The organism is Geminicoccaceae bacterium (assembly GCA_020638465.1).
Lineage (GTDB): Bacteria > Pseudomonadota > Alphaproteobacteria > Geminicoccales > Geminicoccaceae > JAGREO01.
This window is the reverse complement of sequence record JACKIM010000002.1, coordinates 638,414-654,335: the sequence shown is the minus strand read 5'-3', so window position 1 is coordinate 654,335 and position 15,922 is coordinate 638,414. Positions and strand designations below refer to the sequence as shown.

The following is a 15,922-nucleotide window of genomic DNA, read 5'->3' as shown; positions in this document are numbered from 1 at the left end:
GAGCCCTGCGCATGAAAGCACTCGAAGGCGTTCGTATCCTCGACATGACCCATGTCCAGTCGGGGCCGACCTGCACCCAGCTTCTCGCCTGGTTCGGCGCGGATGTGATCAAGGTGGAGAGGCCGGGTGTCGGCGATGCCACCCGCGGTCAGCTTCAGGATATTCCGGGTGTCGACAGCCTCTATTTCACGATGCTCAACAGCAACAAGCGATCGATCACGCTCGATACCAAGAGCGAAGCAGGCAAGAAGCTGTTTGCCGAACTGATCAAGAGCTGCGACGTGATGGTCGAGAATTTCGCCCCGGGTGCCATCGACCGGATGGGCTTTCCATGGGAGAAGATCCAGGAAATCAACCCGCGAATGATCTATGCCTCGGTCAAGGGCTTCGGACCTGGTCCCTATGAAGACTGCAAGGTCTATGAGAATGTTGCCCAATGCACGGGAGGTTCGGCCTCGACCACGGGCTTCGACGATGGCCCACCGGTCGTCACCGGTGCCCAGATCGGCGATAGCGGCACGGGCCTGCATCTGGCGCTGGGTATTGTCACCGCCCTGTTCCAACGGGAAAAAAGCGGTCGCGGGCAGCGGGTACTGGCCGCCATGCAGGACGGTGTCCTCAATCTCTGCCGGGTCAAGCTGCGCGATCAGCAGCGTCTTGCCCATGGCCCTCTCAAGGAGTACCCGCAGTTCGGCGAAGGCAAGGAATTCGGTGAGGCCGCACCTCGCGCCGGCAATGCCTCGGGCGGCGGTCAACCCGGCTGGATCGTCAAGTGCAAGGGCTGGGAGACCGATCCCAATGCCTACATCTACGTCATCACGCAGGCGGCCGTCTGGAAATCGATCTGTGACGTGATCGGCAAGCCGGAATGGAAGGATGATCCGGCCTACGCCACACCACCCGCGCGCCTCGACAAGCTCGGGCACATCTTCGACACGATTGAAGGATGGACCAAGACCAAGAGCAAGTTCGAGGTCATGGATATCCTCAATCCGCTCAACGTGCCGTGCGGTCCTATCCTTTCGATGAAGGAAATCGCCGAGGAACCATCCCTGCGGGACACGGGAACGGTTGTCGAAGTCGATCATCCCACACGCGGCAAATATCTCACCGTCGGCAATCCGATCAAGCTGTCCGATAGTCCCGCCGATGTCCGACGTTCCCCGCTCCTGGGCGAACATTGCGAGGAGATCCTCAAGGGTCTCCTCGGTTATGACGACAGGCGCGTCGCCGAAACCTGGGAGTCGGGTGCCATGGGCTCGAAGGAACAGACGCAGCAGGCAGCGGAGTAGGTCATGCGTATCGTTGTTCATGGCCAGCAGGCCTTCGGCAAGGCGGTGCTGGAAAAGCTCCTGGAGCGCGGCGAGAATGTCGTGGGCGTGTTCTGCGCCCCCGACAAGGAGGGGCGCCCACGCGATCCCCTTGCCGAATTCGCCGAAGAAAAGGGATTGCCCCTGCATCAGCCCACGTCATGGAAGACGCCCGAAGCGCTTGAACTGATGCAGAGTTTTGAGCCCGACGTGTGCATCATGGCGTTTGTTACCCTGTTCGTGCCACAGCCGGTCATTGACGCTCCTCGCCTGGGGACTTTCCAGTACCATCCCTCCCTGCTGCCGCTGCATCGCGGTCCGAGCTCGATCAACTGGCCGATCATCCAGGGTGCGACCCGGACCGGACTTTCCATTTTCTGGCCGGACGAAGGGCTCGATGAAGGTCCCATCCTGATGCAGAAGGAAGTGGAAATCGGCCCCGATGACACGCTGGGTTCGATCTATTTCAAGAAGCTCTTCCCGATGGGTGTGGATGCATTGATCGAAAGTCTCGATCTGGTTCGCGATGGCAAGGCGTCACGGGTCGATCAGGATCACACCCGGGCGACTTATGAAAGCTGGGCCGGGAAGAAAGCCGGTGCGGTCGACTGGTCACTGCCGGCTGCAGCGGTCCACAACCGCATTCGTGGCTGTGACCCGTCGCCCGGCGCCTGGACGATGTCGGGCGATACCGAGATCGCCCTGTTCGACAGCACCCGCGGCGGCGCGAGCGAAGGAGATCCGGGAACGGTCGTAGCCATCGACGATGCTGGCATGACAGTCGTCTGTGGCGACAAGGGCACGGTGATTCTGGGTCGCATCCGACCCAAGGGCGGTGCCAAGGAAACTGCCGTGCAAGCTGCAGGAAAAGTCGGTCTCGAGAAAGGGGCCAGGCTCGGTTCGGCCCAATAGAAGCGGGCGCAAGTCAAACAAGGGACGCAAGTCATGGCCAAGTCAGACATCGAGATCGCCCGCGAGGCGGTCATGAAGCCCATCGCTGAAATTGCGGCGAAGGTCGATATTCCCGAATCGGCACTGGAACCCTACGGCAAACATATCGCCAAGGTCAGCCTCGACTTCTGTGATGAAGCCAGGTCGCGCGACACCGGCAAGCTCATACTGGTCACAGCCATCACCCCAACACCGGCAGGCGAAGGCAAGACAACGACAACGGTGGGCCTTACCGACGGCCTTTCCCGCATCGGCAAGAAGGCCATGGCCTGTCTGCGCGAGCCGTCACTGGGTCCATGCTTCGGCATGAAGGGTGGCGCCGCCGGTGGCGGCTATGCCCAGGTCGTACCGATGGAGAACATCAATCTCCACTTCACCGGCGACTTCCACGCCATCGGCTCCGCACACAATCTTCTTTCGGCACTGATCGACAACTCGATCTATTGGGGAAACGAGCAGAAGATCGACTCCCGTCGCGTGAGCTGGCGCCGCGTGATGGACATGAACGATCGTGCCCTGCGTTCGATCACCAATTCGCTGGGCGGTGTCGCCAATGGCTATCCGCGCGAGGACGGCTTCGACATCACGGTGGCATCCGAGGTCATGGCGGTGTTCTGCCTGGCTGACGGCATTGCCGACCTCGAACGTCGGCTTGGCAAGATGGTGGTGGCGCAGACCCGCGAGCGCGACTACATCACCGCTGCCGACATGAAGGGTCCGGGGCCGATGACCGTCCTTCTCAAGGACGCCGTCCAGCCCAATCTCGTGCAGACGCTCGAAGGCACGCCAGTGTTCATTCACGGCGGTCCATTTGCGAACATCGCCCATGGCTGCAATTCCGTGATGGCTACCAAGACGGCATTGCAGCTTGCCGACTACGTGGTGACGGAGGCCGGTTTCGGTGCCGATCTCGGTGCCGAGAAATTCTTCGACATCAAGTGCCGCAAAGCCGGGCTGAAGCCCCAGGCCGCCGTGGTCGTCGCCACGATCCGCGCGCTGAAGATGCACGGCGGCGTCGCCAAGGATGCGCTTGGAGCCGAGAATGTCGAAGCGGTGAAAAAGGGGCTCGCCAATCTCGAACGCCATATCGAGAATGTACGCAAGTTCGGCATCAAGCCCGTTGTCGCCATCAATCATTTCGTCACCGATACCGATGCGGAGCATGAGGCGGTCGCCGCATTCTGCCGGGACAAGCTTGGTGTCGAAGCGGTCACCTGTACCCACTGGGCGAATGGCGGCGCCGGTACCGAAGAGTTGGCGAAAAAGGTCGTGGCCATCGCCGATAGCGGAGAGAGCCAGTACAAGCCGCTCTATCCCGACGATATGCCCCTGTGGGACAAGATCGGCACCATCGCCAAGGAAATCTACCGGGCATCCGAAGTGACCGCCGACAGCAAGGTCCGCGGGCAGATCAAGGAGTTTCAGGAACGTGGCTTCGGCCATTTCCCGATTTGCGTGGCCAAGACCCAGTACAGCTTTTCCACCGATCCGAACCTCAAGGGTGCGCCCTCCGGCCATTCCCTCAATGTCCGTGAGGTCCGGCTATCCGGAGGAGCCGAGTTCATCGTCGCGATCTGCGGCGAGATCATGACGATGCCGGGCCTGCCGCGCGTACCGGCGGCTCACTCGATTCATATCGATGATGCCGGTCTCGTTCAGGGTCTGTTCTGAAGGACGATTGCGTGGGGATCCGGTCAGTTGCCGGATCTCCACATTGCGTCAGCGGCGAAACCTGCGAAGAATGCCAACCGCATTCGACGATCGGTCTTCGAAGTGGGGAGAGAGGGTGTCATGACGATCCGAACCGTTCTGGTTCCGGTACGAGGCGACGGCAAGGGCGAAGGCGTGCTCGATCACGCCCTGTTCGTCGCCAGGCCATTCAATGCTCACATCGATGTCGTTCATTGTCGCCCTCGTCCGCAGGACATCCTGCCCTTCGGATTCTATGTGCCGGCAGCCCTCAAGAAACAGATCGCCAGTTCGGCAATCCAGGTCGCCGACGATGAGGAACAGCACCTCAAGACGATCTTCAATGCCTACTGCCAGCGCAACGGAATGGAGCCCGAGACCTCCCGTCCGTGGCCACTCGACAGGTTGTCGGTGTCGTGGCGCGAGGAGACCGGCAAGATGCCGGATGTCGTCGGCAGTCTCGGCCGGCTGAGCGATGTCATCGTCATCGCTCGACCGGATCCCAAGGCCAATATCGGCTTCAATACGCTGCAGGGCGCCCTGTTCGACGCAGGTCGCCTCGTGCTGATCTGCCCGCCCCGGAAGCCGGAGATGGTGGGCAGGTCGATCGCCATCGGCTGGAACGGCACGACCGAGGGAGCTCGTGCCATTGCAGCCGCCCTGCCGGTCCTGCGCAAGGCATCGAGTGCTGCAATCCTGGTCGGTGACATCGGCGAGCGGAACGCTCTCGATGCTGCGGCATTGCAGGACTACCTGCAAATCCACGAGGTCACGACGTCCGTCCATATCTTCAAGTCAAAGGAAACGGCCGTCGGCCAGGCATTGCTGCGCGAGAGCGTGGAGGCTGGAGCCGATTCCCTGCTGATCGGTGCCTATCACCACAGCCTGCGAAGGGAGCTCGTGTTGGGTGGCGTAACCCAGCACATCGTCGAAAATGCGCAGATACCGGTCTGGATGGCTCATTGACCGGCAGTCGGATACTGCTGTTTTCTCAGCAAGAATTACCGCACCCGATGACAGTCATGGGTATGGTAGCGTGTGGCCCGGCCGATTGACCGGTTCGGCTACTGACAATCAATGAAGCAAAACTCAGGGAGAAGTTGAATGAAGAAGCTCAACGTGACGGCCAAAGTGTCGACCTTGGGAATTTGCCTCGTGGCGACCGCCATGGCCGCTGCGGGTGATGCCCAGGCGGAGTGGCAACCGCGCAAGCCCGTCGAGCTCATCATCATGGCAGGGACCGGCGGCGGTGCGGACCAGATGGCTCGTTTCATCCAAAGTATCATCGACGAGAAGGGATTGTCGCCACGCCCCTTCATTCCCATCAACAAGCCGGGCGGATCCGGTGCCGAGGCCCTGCGTTACATGCAGGACAAGGCCGGCGACGACCACACCGTGATGATCACGCTGAACAGCTTTTATACGACCCCCATCATCCAGCCAAATCTCGGTGTCGACATTACCAAGTTCACGCCGATCGGGCGCATGGCCCTTGATACCTTCCTGTTGTGGGTCAATGCCAAGAGCGACATTCACACACTTGATGAATATGTCACGGAGGTGAAGGCAGCCGGCAAGAACTGGAAGGTCGGCGGGACCGGCTCGGGACAGGAGGACTCGATCCTGACGGCCATGATGGAGGCCGAGTTCGGCTATGATGTCACCTATATCCCCTTCTCCGGGGGTGGAACGGTTGCCAAGAACCTTATCGGGGGACATGTCGACTCCACCGTCAACAATCCCTCCGAGCAGAGCGAGTTCTACCGGGCGGGGGAAAGTCGCCCGATCGTACAGTTCACCAGCGAACGCATGGAAGCCTATTCCGACATTCCCACGGCCAAGGAAATGGGGCACGACATCGAATACTACATGCAGCGTTCGATCAATGGTCCGCCCGAAATGTCGGCCGAAGCGCAGCAATGGTACATCGACCTGTTCAAGGCCGTATTCGATTCGGACAACTGGCAGACCTTCTGCTCCGACGAGGGCATCTACTGCGACAAGTGGATGGCGGGTGCCGACCTGGCCGCGTTCAACGAAGTCCAGTTCGAGCGCCATAAGCAACTGATCGACAAGGTCGGTGCTGCCGCCATCACCGGCGAATAATCGACCGCTACCGACCCTTCGGGCTCGGCATCCGCGACAGCCTTGCCGGCTCGAAGCCGTCGGTAAACTTCGAACGGGAAATCAGGAACGCTTCTCGACAAGCGGCATCGCGAGCAGCTGGTTGCAGCCGCCCGGTTGCGCTGTCTGTCCAATGGGTGACCAGGATGAGTGTCAGAACTGCTGAACTGCTCATGGCCCTTCTTCTCACGGCGGCTTCGATCGCCCTGATGTTCAAGAGTGCCGAGCTCAACATCGGATGGGTCAAGGATCGGGGGCCAGGAGCCGGCGCCTGGCCATTCTGGCTCTCGACCATCATGCTGCTGTCGTGCCTCGCCATCCTCTGGCGCTGGTTTCGCGGCACCAGCGAGGAATCCCGCTCCGATGCGCCCTACGTCACGCAAAAGACGCTCTATCTGGTCGGGACGGTCGTTCTCGCATTGGTCGCCCTGCTCGTCGGCACGCAGTATATCGGCCTGTACCTCTCGCTGGTCGTGTTCATGCTCTTCTTCCTGCGGATCATGGGGCGGCACAGCTGGACTTTGACATTGATCCTGAGCCTCGCCACCCCTGTCGTCATCTTCGGCTTCTTCGAGTGGGCCCTGCAGATCCCGCTGCCCAAGGGAATGTCCGAACCGTTGTTCTATCCCATCTACGACCTGATGTACTGAGCGGGAGATCCTGACGATGGAAAGCATACTCATACCGCTCATGGGAGGTTTCGCCGAAGCCTTCCATCCGCTCAACCTCTCCATGCTCATCCTGGGTTGCGGCGTAGGCCTGTTCATCGGTGCCATGCCGGGACTGGGAAGCGTCAACGGTGTGGCCATTCTCCTTCCGGTGACATTTCTCGTTCCGCCCAATGCCGCCATCATCTTCCTGGCAGCCATCTATTATGGCGCCATGTACGGGGGGGCGATCAGTTCGATCACGCTCGGGATACCGGGAGCATCGACAGCCGTCGCCACGGTGTTCGACGGACGGCCGCTGGCGGTGGCCGGCAAGGCCGATCAGGCGCTGGTCACCGCCGCCGGCGCCTCGTTCATCGGCGGAACGGTCTCGATTGTCCTGTTCACCCTGTTCGCACCACCGCTTGCGAGCTTTGCCCTGCGCTTCGGTCCGCCGGAGGAGTTCGCGCTGATGATCCTCGCCTTTGCGACATTTGTCGGACTAGGCGGCGACGATATACCAAAGACGATCTTCTCCATCTGCGTCGGTCTCGTCCTGGCCACCGTCGGCGTCGACATCATCACGGGCAGCCCGCGCCTGATCTTCTTCGACATCTCGGGCTTTTTCCATGGCGTCAACTTTCTCGTGCTGGCCATTGGCATCTATGGTATCGGCGAGATGCTGTGGACCCTGGAGCAGACCCAGGGCGACGTGATGATCCACAAGGTGAAGTCCGGATTTTCCTCCATCATGTCCCATCTTGGCAAATTCCGCCACTTCCTCGGGACAACTTTCCTCAGCGGACTTCTCGGTTATTTTGTCGGCATGTTGCCGGCTGCCGGTGCGACACCGGCTTCACTCATGGCCTATGGCTTGTCGAAGACCTTCTCCAAGGATCCGGACAGCTTCGGCCGGGGCAATCCCGCAGGTGTCGCCGCTCCCGAGTCGGCGAATAATGCCGCCTCGACCGGGTCCATGCTGCCGATGCTGACATTGGGCATTCCGGGATCTCCCACCACCGCTATCCTTCTCGGCGGCATGATCATCTGGGGCCTGCGTCCCGGACCGCTGCTCTTCACCGAACACCCCGATTTCGTCTGGGGTCTGATCGGCAGTCTCTATGTGGCGAATCTTGTCACACTGATCATGAACCTCGCCTTCATTCCCCTGTTCATCCGGGTTCTTCAGCTCCCCTTCACCATTCTCGCTCCGATCATCTTCATCCTGTGTGTCGTCGGCGGCTATGCCCCGTCCCAGACCCTGCACGATGTCTGGCTGATGCTCGGCTTCGGCATCATGGGCTACCTCCTGCGCAAGCTGAACTATCCGGTGGCCCCCGCCGTCCTCGCCATCGTGCTCGGGCCGCTGGCCGAGAGTTCGTTACGACAGAGCCTGCTCAGCTCGCAGGGCGATGCGTCGATCTTCTTCACCCGGCCGATATCCGGCATCTGCATGTTGATCGCCCTGGCACTGGTCCTCTATCCGGCATTCCTGAACTGGAAGCGAAAGAGGGAGGCTGCAACTGCCTGAAATGGCGTCACGACCTGACGGTCCGAATGGCCTCCCAGATGCGATGGGGGGTCATCGGCATGTCGATCGAACGTACACCCAGCGGCGCCAGCGCATCGAGTACCGCATGAACAACCGGAGCCATGGCTCCGGTCGGCGACAGCTCACCGGCTCCCTTGGCACCCAGCGGGTTCATGCCCGTGGGCGATGGCGCGAAATGACAGTCGAACATCGGCACATTATCGGCTCGCGGCATCGCATAATCCATGAATGTGCCATTGAGCAGCTGTCCCGCCTCGTCGTAGATCGCCTCTTCGAGAAGAGCCTGCCCTGCTCCCTGCGCAATACCGCCATGGATCTGGCCGCTGCCGATCAGCGGATTGAGAACGCGGCCGATGTCATCGACACCGCCGAAGCGTTGCAGTGCGACCGCGCCTGTCTCGGGGTCGACTTCGACCTCGGCGACATAACAGCCATTGGGAAATGTGGCATTCGGGCCGGAATAATCGCAACCGGTCGAAAGTTCCACCCGGTCGGCAAGTTCGAACAATGTGATGGACCGATCCGTCCCGGCAACGGTGAAGCGGGCAGCCTCGAAGGTAAGATCGACCGCTGCTGCCTCCAGCGCTGCTGCAGCCTGCTCGCGAGCCTCATCCAACAACATTTCGGTCGTTCGAACGATATTGTGGCCGGCGATGGTGAGCGAGGAGGATCCTCCTGTACCGCCACCATCTGCCAATATGGACGTATCACCCTGGCGAACAACGACCCGCGATGGGTCGATGCCGAGCCGCCCGGCAACGATCTGGGCGAAAACGGTCGCGTGCCCCTGTCCGCCCGCCTGGGTACCGGTGAGCAAGATTATCCGTCCGTCGGCATGGACTTCGAGCACCGAGCGCTCATTGGCAAAACCGCCCGAGCAATGCATGTGCATGCCGATCCCGATGCCGCGCAGGAGCCCCGCCTTCAGGCTTGCATCGCGTCTTGCGGAGAAACCGGCAAAGTCGGCCACTTCGAGTGCTGTTTCGAACAGAGCTGGAAAGTCGCCGGATTCCAGGACCTGTCCCATCGGCATGGTTCTCGGCAAGCTGTCCTGCTGCACGAGATTGCGCCGCCGCAATTCGATCGGGTCGATACCGCTCACCCTTGCAGCCTCATCGATCACCCGCTCGACGGCGTAGACGATCTCGGGTTTGCCGGCACCCCTGTAAGCATCGACCGGCACGGTGTTGCTGTAGACCGCGCGCACGCGTGCCGCGAGCGCATCGAAGGCATAGGTATGGCCGAGGACCTTGGTCCCGCTCGTGCTGGGCGTGAAGACCGCGAAGCCGGCCGTATAAGCACCCATGTCGGCGACATTGTCGACGTGCAGCGCAATGAACCGCCCCTCTTCGTCGAGGCCGATCTCCGCTTCGAGCCATTGGGCGCGGCCATGGGCATCCATCAAGGCGGCTTCACGGCGCTCCCCCACCCATTTGACCGGCCGGCCGGTCAGCTTCGCCCCCAGCAGGCACAGGGCCTGTTCGGGATAGGCCTGCAGCTTGATGCCGAATGCGCCGCCGACATCGGGCGTACGGACGGTGAGCCCGTCACGTTCGATGCCGAAGACCGGGGCAAGCATTTCCAGTTGCTTGTGCGCCCCCTGGCTGCAGGTGAGCAGTTCCATGTGACCGCTGTCAGCGTCGACGCGGGCCAGTGCGGCACGTGGCTCAAGTGGATGGACAACCAGTCGCTGGCTCGGCGTCGAGATACGGACCCGCCAGCGTGCGGCAGCCATGCCGGCTTCGAGCCTGGCCATGTCACCATGTTGCCACAGGTAGACCGTGTCATCGTCGGGAGCTTTGCGAAAGTCCACCAATCCGGGCAGGGCATCGATCTCCACTTCGACGAGAGCCGCGACATCACGGGCGGTTTCAAGGTCATCGGCCACCACCATGGCGAGGATTTCCCCGACATGACAGACTTCGCCACGAGCCATGACCGGCCGTTGCCGCGTGCGCTGACCGGGCATTTCTCCCAGGGCAGGAAACGGGTTCAGCGCCAGCACCGCATCATCCATGCAGGTCGCCACCAGGCGCAGCCCCGGCACATCACCGATCGCATCCGTCGACACGGAACGGATGATACCCCGCGCCACATCGCTACGCACGAAAACGGCATGTCCCTGATCCGGCCAGTCGAAATCGGCGGTATACCGGCCCTCACCGCGCAGAAGTCGCTCATCCTCGAGGCGGGGCACCGCTCGTCCTATGAGGTCATTGCTCTCGACCGTCTTGAGAAGATCACTGATAGTGGCGATGGGCATGGGCAGTTCTTTCAAATCGACTACAATGGACTACGCCGTCGGCGTGATGGATCCTACACATTCGCTATCCAGCGAAACAGCACAGCATACCTGTTCGGAAAATCGTGAGGAGAGGCAGCATGGCAAGCGTGACCGTGCATTCGGGTGGTCAGGAACGCAGGATCCATCCCGGATCGGGCCGCCGCAAGGCACCTGATCATGGCAAGGGACGGCAGCTGGAGGATCACGCGCTCGTCGAGGTTGCCAATCTGCTGGGAACGCGCCCGCGCTCGCGGGATCTCCTGATCGAGCATCTGCATTTGCTGCAGGACGAATTCCGGGGCCTGCATGCCAGGCACCTTCACGCCCTGGCCGAGCTGATGCGCCTGCCGATGTCGGAAGTTTATGAAGTTGCCTCGTTCTATGCCCATTTCGACATCATTCTCGACGGTGAGCCCGACCCGGCCGAGCTGACCATCCGTGTCTGCGACAGTCTCTCCTGCGAAATCAGGGGCGCGCGCCAATTGCTGACAGCGCTGCAGGACGAGGCCGACGGCCGCAAGCTCCGCGTGGTCCGCGCTCCGTGCATGGGACGTTGCGACGCCGCACCGGTGGCCGAGGTGGGCCATGCCTTCGTCGACCATGCAACTGCCGATGGTGTCATCGAGGCAGTCCGTGCCGGACATGTACATACGCTGATTCCGGACTATGTCGATCTCGGCGACTATCGCGATAAGGGCGGCTATTCCCTGCTGGAGACTTGCCGCGCGGGGGAAAGGAAAGCCGGGGATGTCATTGCCGAACTGAAGGATTCCGGTCTGCGCGGTCTGGGGGGAGCCGGTTTCCAGTCGGGCCTCAAATGGGAAATTGTACGCAGACAGAAACATCCCCGGGTGATGGCGGTCAACGGCGACGAGGGCGAACCTGGTACCTTCAAGGATCGTCACTATCTCGAAAGCGATCCGCATCGCTTTCTCGAAGGCATGCTCATCGCCGCCTGGGCTTGCGAGATCGCGGATGTCTATATCTACATCCGTGACGAATATCCCGCCGCCATGGAAATTCTCAAACGCGAGATAGCGGCCATTGAATCCCGCGGAATCACTGGCAAAGTGAAGATTCACCTGCGTCGTGGCGCCGGCGCCTACATATGCGGCGAGGAAAGTGCCATGATGGAGAGCATCGAGGGCAAGCGCGGACTGCCCCGGCACAAGCCGCCCTTCCCTACCGAAGTCGGTCTGTTCGGCAAGCCAACACTCGCTCACAATGTAGAAACTCTCTATTGGGTGCGTGATATTGTCGAGAAGGGTGCGAAATGGTTTTCATCCCACGGTCGCAACGGCCGCAAGGGCCTGCGTTCGTTCTCCGTCTCCGGCCGTGTCCGCGATCCCGGCGTGAAACTTGCACCGGCAGGCATCACCATCCGAGAGCTGATCGACGAATATTGTGGAGGCATGGAGGAAGGTCACGAATTCAAGGCCTACCTTCCCGGTGGCGCATCGGGTGGAATTCTCCCTGCTTCGAAGGATGACATCCCGCTGGATTTCGACACATTGCAACCTCATGGCTGCTTCATCGGATCGGCTGCAGTTGTCATCCTTTCCGACCGGGATAACATGCGTGATGTGGCGCTGAACCTGATGCGTTTCTTCGAGGACGAAAGTTGCGGCCAGTGCACGCCCTGCCGCAATGGAACCGAGAAGGCTGTCATGCTGATGCAGAAACCCAAATGGGACATCCAGCTTCTTGAGGAACTCTCGACGGTGATGATGGATGCCTCCATCTGCGGTCTCGGGCAGGCAGCGCCCAACCCGCTCCTGTCGGTGATTCGCCACTTCCAGGACGAGCTTTCGGCGACGGCCGGCGCGGGAGAAACGGCATGAGCGAAACTATCACCTTCACCATCGATGGCCGCGAGGTCAAGGCGGCGGCAGGCGAAAGCATCTGGCAGGTGGCACGACGCGAGGGCATCGAGATCCCGCATCTCTGCTACAGTCCCGAGCCCGGCTACCGTGCTGACGGCAACTGCCGGGTATGCATGGTCGAAATCGAGGGCGAACGCACGCTGGCAGCATCCTGCATGCGCATGCCGACCCCGGACATGAAAGTCGCAACCCGGGGCGAACGGGCAAAAAAGGCCCGCGCCATGGTCATGGAACTGCTCGTCTCCGACCAGCCGTCGCGTGAATCCTCTCCCGATCCGGACAGCAAGTTCTGGCAGTGGGCTGATCGACTCAATATCGAGCACAGCCGGTTCGAGGCCGGCAACCGCACCGAACGCGATATCAGTCATGTGGCGATGGCCGTCAACCTGGATGCCTGCATCCACTGCGGACTGTGCGTCCGGGCCTGCCGCGAGGTCCAGGTGAATGACGTCATCGGCATGGCCTATCGCGGACATGGTGCCAAGGTTGTGTTCGATTTCGACTCGGTCATGGGCCAAAGCACCTGCGTTGCCTGTGGCGAATGTGTCCAGGCATGTCCCACCGGCGCCCTGATCGAAAAGTCCCTCGTCGACGATACCGGCAAGCGGACCCAATGGGCAGATCGCACGGTCGACTCGCTCTGCCCGTTCTGCGGCGTCGGATGCCAGACTACGGTCCATGTCAAGGATGACAGGATTCTCATGGTCGATGGCCGCAACGGCCCCTCCAACGAGAACCGGCTATGCGTCAAGGGGCGCTTCGGCTTCGACTATGTTCATCACCCGGCACGGCTGACGACACCGCTCATCCGCCGTAAGGACGCGCCAAAGCGCTGGGACATCCAGATCGCCGATGGCGACTGGTCGTCCATCTTTCGCGAAGCGACATGGGAAGAGGCCCTGGAAGTCGCGGCAGGCGGTCTGCGCACGGTTCGCGACCGCGCCGGTGCATCGGCCATGGCCGGTTTCGGCTCGGCCAAGGGCTCCAACGAAGAAGCCTACCTGTTCCAGAAACTGGTACGCACTGGCTTCGGCACCAACAATGTCGATCACTGCACCCGCCTGTGCCATGCAAGTTCGGTGGCGGCACTGATGGAATGCGTCGGCTCCGGCGCCGTCTCCGCACCCTTCATGGCTGCCAACGATGCGGAACTGATGATCATCATCGGTGCCCGCCCGGCGCAGAACCATCCGGTTGCGGCGACCTATTTCAAACAGGCTGCCAAGCAGGGCAAGAAGCTCGTCATCATGGATCCGATCCGCCAGCCGCTGGCCCGCCATGCATGGAAGAACATGCAGTTCAAGGGGGGCACCGACGTCGCGATGCTGAACGCGATGATCTACACCATCATCGAGGAAAACCTCTACGACGAGCAGTATATTCAGGCGATGACCGAGGGTTTCGACCTCCTGCGGGAGCGGATCAGGCCGTTCTCTCCGGAAAAGATGGCCGATGTCTGCGGCATCGATGCGCCGACGCTGCGCGAGGTGGCGAGGGCCTATGCGAAGTCCGAGGCATCGATTATCTTCTGGGGCATGGGAGTTTCCCAACATGTGCACGGCACCGACAATGCCCGCTGCCTGATCACCCTGGCGCTGATCACGGGCCAGATCGGCCGTCCGGGCACCGGGTTCCATCCGCTGCGCGGCCAGAACAATGTCCAGGGTGCGTCGGATGCAGGGCTCATTCCGATGGTTTTCCCCGATTACAGGTCTGTGGAGAACGTGGAAATTCACCGCCAGATGCAGGAATTCTGGGAAACGCCGCTCGACGACAAGCGCGGTCTGACCGTGGTGGAGATCATCAATGCGATCCATGAGGGCACCATCAAGGCCATGTATGTCGAGGGCGAGAATCCGGCCATGTCCGATCCCGACCAGAAACATGCCCGAGAGGGTCTCGCCATGCTGGAACATCTGGTGGTCCAGGACATCTTCCTGACCGAGACGGCCTGGCAGGCCGATGTCGTGCTGCCGGCATCAGCCCACGCCGAAAAGCTCGGGACCTTCACCAATACCAATCGACAGGTCCAGATGGGCCATCCGGTTGTATCTCCTCCCGGCGATGCACGACAGGACTGGTGGATCATCCAGGAAGTCGCCAGGGGTATGGGCATGGACTGGAATTATGCCGGTCCGGCAGAGGTATTCAGCGAGATGGCCCAGGTCATGCCATCGCTCAGTCATATCAGCTGGGCAAGGCTGGAGCGTGAGGACTCCGTCACCTATCCGTGTCCGGGTGACGACCAGCCTGGCAGCGAAATCGTCTTTGCCGAGAGTTTCCCCACGGCGTCCGGCCGGGCAAGGATCGTACCGGCCGATGTCCTGCCGCCGGACGAGCTTCCCGACGACGACTACCCGCTCATCCTCACGACGGGAAGAATGCTGGAACACTGGCACACGGGTGCCATGACGCGCCGAGCCAGCACGCTCGACTATCTGGAACCTTCCCCAACTGTCGGCATCAATCCGAAGGAGCTTGCCCGTCGCGGTCTCCGGGCCGGGTCACAGGTCAATGTGTCCACGCGCCGGGGCAGTATAACCCTTACCGTGCGAGCCGATCGCGATGTGCCGCCGGGCGTCCTGTTCATCCCGTTCTGCTTTGCCGAGGCGGCTGCCAATCTGCTCACCAACCCGCAACTGGACCCGTTCGGAAAGATTCCTGAATTCAAGTTCTGTGCCGCCAGACTGGAAAATTTCGAGGACGTTGCTACCGACTGATGGCCACACATTACCCAAGGACAACAACAGGAGAGCCATGAATATCGCCATGTGGTCAGGACCGCGCAATCTGTCGACTGCCATGATGCGCAGCTTCTCGCAACGAACCGATTGTACGGTCGCCGATGAACCATTCTATGCGGCCTATCTGCAGGCGACCGGCCTCGACCATCCGATGCGGGACGCGATCATTGCCGCGGGCGAGACCGACCCCGCAACAGTTATGGCCCAGTGTGCCAGCCCCGGCCCGAAGGCACATTTCTACCAGAAGCACATGACCCACCACATGCTGCCGCAATTCGATCTCGGCTGGCTGGGATCGGTTCGCAATGCCTTCCTCATCCGGCATCCTGCGCGGGTCGTCGCAAGTTACAACGCCAAGCGCGAGGACCCGACGCTCGATGACCTGGGCTTTGTCGAGCAGGAACGCATATTCGAGCGGGCCTCGGAACTGGAGGGACGATCACCGCCGGTCATCGATGCGGCCGATGTTCGCGCAAATCCGCAGCGTGTGTTGGGTGCCTTGTGCGAGGGACTTGGCATCGCGTTCGATCCAGCCATGCTGAAATGGCCTCCCGGTCCCCATCCCGACGACGGTGTCTGGGGATCGCATTGGTACAAGGCCATATGGGAGTCGACCGGATTCGCGCCGCCAGAGACAGGAGAACATTCCATCCTGCCCGATAATCTGCGAAGGCTCGTCGATCAGGCCATGCCGATCTACGAGCGCCTGAGCCGCTACAGGATCGGTGCCGACTGACA

11 protein-coding genes are annotated in these 15,922 nt (G+C 61.1%); 10 read left to right on the top strand and 1 reads right to left on the bottom strand.

Going from position 1 to position 15,922, the window contains the following annotated elements; translation table 11 throughout:
* Nucleotides 1–11 precede the first annotated feature (11 nt).
* The 7 genes from frc to H6851_13385 all read left to right on the top strand — a co-directional run bounded on the left by frc (nt 12) and on the right by H6851_13385 (nt 8,252).
* Entirely contained in the window at nt 12–1,292 is a 1,281-nt protein-coding gene (gene frc / locus H6851_13415; protein MCB9944601.1) for a formyl-CoA transferase, read from the top strand.
* Nucleotides 1,293–1,295: 3 nt separating this feature from the next.
* Nucleotides 1,296–2,222, top strand: a complete 927-nt coding sequence (locus H6851_13410; GenBank protein ID MCB9944600.1) for a methionyl-tRNA formyltransferase — start codon at nt 1,296–1,298, stop codon at nt 2,220–2,222.
* A 33-nt stretch (nt 2,223–2,255) separates the two neighbouring features.
* Complete coding sequence (locus H6851_13405; GenBank protein MCB9944599.1) at nt 2,256–3,932, top strand: formate--tetrahydrofolate ligase; 1,677 nt, start codon at nt 2,256–2,258, stop codon at nt 3,930–3,932.
* A gap of 120 nt (nt 3,933–4,052) precedes the next feature.
* Nucleotides 4,053–4,916 carry a universal stress protein gene (locus tag H6851_13400; protein MCB9944598.1) on the top strand — a complete coding sequence of 288 codons (864 nt, stop codon included), beginning with the start codon at nt 4,053–4,055 and terminating at the stop codon, nt 4,914–4,916.
* A 201-nt stretch (nt 4,917–5,117) separates the two neighbouring features.
* Nucleotides 5,118–6,056 (top strand): tripartite tricarboxylate transporter substrate binding protein, encoded by a 939-nt coding sequence (locus H6851_13395; GenBank protein ID MCB9944597.1) that lies wholly within the window; start codon nt 5,118–5,120, stop codon nt 6,054–6,056.
* Between the two features lie 164 nt (nt 6,057–6,220).
* Nucleotides 6,221–6,724 (top strand): tripartite tricarboxylate transporter TctB family protein, encoded by a 504-nt coding sequence (locus tag H6851_13390; protein ID MCB9944596.1) that lies wholly within the window; start codon nt 6,221–6,223, stop codon nt 6,722–6,724.
* 16 nt (nt 6,725–6,740) lie between these two features.
* Nucleotides 6,741–8,252 (top strand): tripartite tricarboxylate transporter permease, encoded by a 1,512-nt coding sequence (locus H6851_13385; protein MCB9944595.1) that lies wholly within the window; start codon nt 6,741–6,743, stop codon nt 8,250–8,252.
* A gap of 7 nt (nt 8,253–8,259) precedes the next feature.
* Here the strand turns inward: H6851_13385 and H6851_13380 are convergent, their stop codons facing one another.
* Nucleotides 8,260–10,536 (bottom strand): xanthine dehydrogenase family protein molybdopterin-binding subunit, encoded by a 2,277-nt coding sequence (locus tag H6851_13380; protein MCB9944594.1) that lies wholly within the window; start codon nt 10,534–10,536, stop codon nt 8,260–8,262.
* A 119-nt stretch (nt 10,537–10,655) separates the two neighbouring features.
* On the opposite strand from H6851_13380, the gene H6851_13375 reads away from it, so the two are divergent.
* Genes H6851_13375 through H6851_13365 form a run of 3 tightly spaced genes read left to right on the top strand, consistent with a single transcriptional unit; the run spans nt 10,656 to nt 15,920 of the window.
* Nucleotides 10,656–12,398, top strand: coding sequence for an NAD(P)H-dependent oxidoreductase subunit E (locus tag H6851_13375; GenBank protein MCB9944593.1), 1,743 nt, complete (start codon nt 10,656–10,658; stop codon nt 12,396–12,398).
* Nucleotides 12,395–15,160: a formate dehydrogenase subunit alpha gene (gene fdhF, locus H6851_13370; GenBank protein ID MCB9944592.1), complete on the top strand. Its 2,766-nt coding sequence runs from the start codon at nt 12,395–12,397 to the stop codon at nt 15,158–15,160. The genes H6851_13375 and fdhF overlap by 4 nt, the downstream gene beginning before the upstream one ends.
* A gap of 49 nt (nt 15,161–15,209) precedes the next feature.
* Entirely contained in the window at nt 15,210–15,920 is a 711-nt protein-coding gene (locus H6851_13365) for an HAD family hydrolase (GenBank protein MCB9944591.1), read from the top strand.
* Nucleotides 15,921–15,922: the final 2 nt, after the last annotated feature.

Bases quoted from the DNA above. Each gene is read 5' to 3' on its own strand.
- frc (MCB9944601.1), top strand. From the start codon at position 12: ATGAAAGCACTCGAAGGCGTTCGTATCCTCGACATGACCCATGTCCAG.
- H6851_13410 (MCB9944600.1), top strand. From the start codon at position 1,296: ATGCGTATCGTTGTTCATGGCCAGCAGGCCTTCGGCAAGGCGGTGCTG.
- H6851_13405 (MCB9944599.1), top strand. From the start codon at position 2,256: ATGGCCAAGTCAGACATCGAGATCGCCCGCGAGGCGGTCATGAAGCCC.
- H6851_13400 (MCB9944598.1), top strand. From the start codon at position 4,053: ATGACGATCCGAACCGTTCTGGTTCCGGTACGAGGCGACGGCAAGGGC.
- H6851_13395 (MCB9944597.1), top strand. From the start codon at position 5,118: ATGGCCGCTGCGGGTGATGCCCAGGCGGAGTGGCAACCGCGCAAGCCC.
- H6851_13390 (MCB9944596.1), top strand. From the start codon at position 6,221: ATGAGTGTCAGAACTGCTGAACTGCTCATGGCCCTTCTTCTCACGGCG.
- H6851_13385 (MCB9944595.1), top strand. From the start codon at position 6,741: ATGGAAAGCATACTCATACCGCTCATGGGAGGTTTCGCCGAAGCCTTC.
- H6851_13380 (MCB9944594.1), bottom strand. From the start codon at position 10,536: ATGCCCATCGCCACTATCAGTGATCTTCTCAAGACGGTCGAGAGCAAT.
- H6851_13375 (MCB9944593.1), top strand. From the start codon at position 10,656: ATGGCAAGCGTGACCGTGCATTCGGGTGGTCAGGAACGCAGGATCCAT.
- fdhF (MCB9944592.1), top strand. From the start codon at position 12,395: ATGAGCGAAACTATCACCTTCACCATCGATGGCCGCGAGGTCAAGGCG.
- H6851_13365 (MCB9944591.1), top strand. From the start codon at position 15,210: ATGTGGTCAGGACCGCGCAATCTGTCGACTGCCATGATGCGCAGCTTC.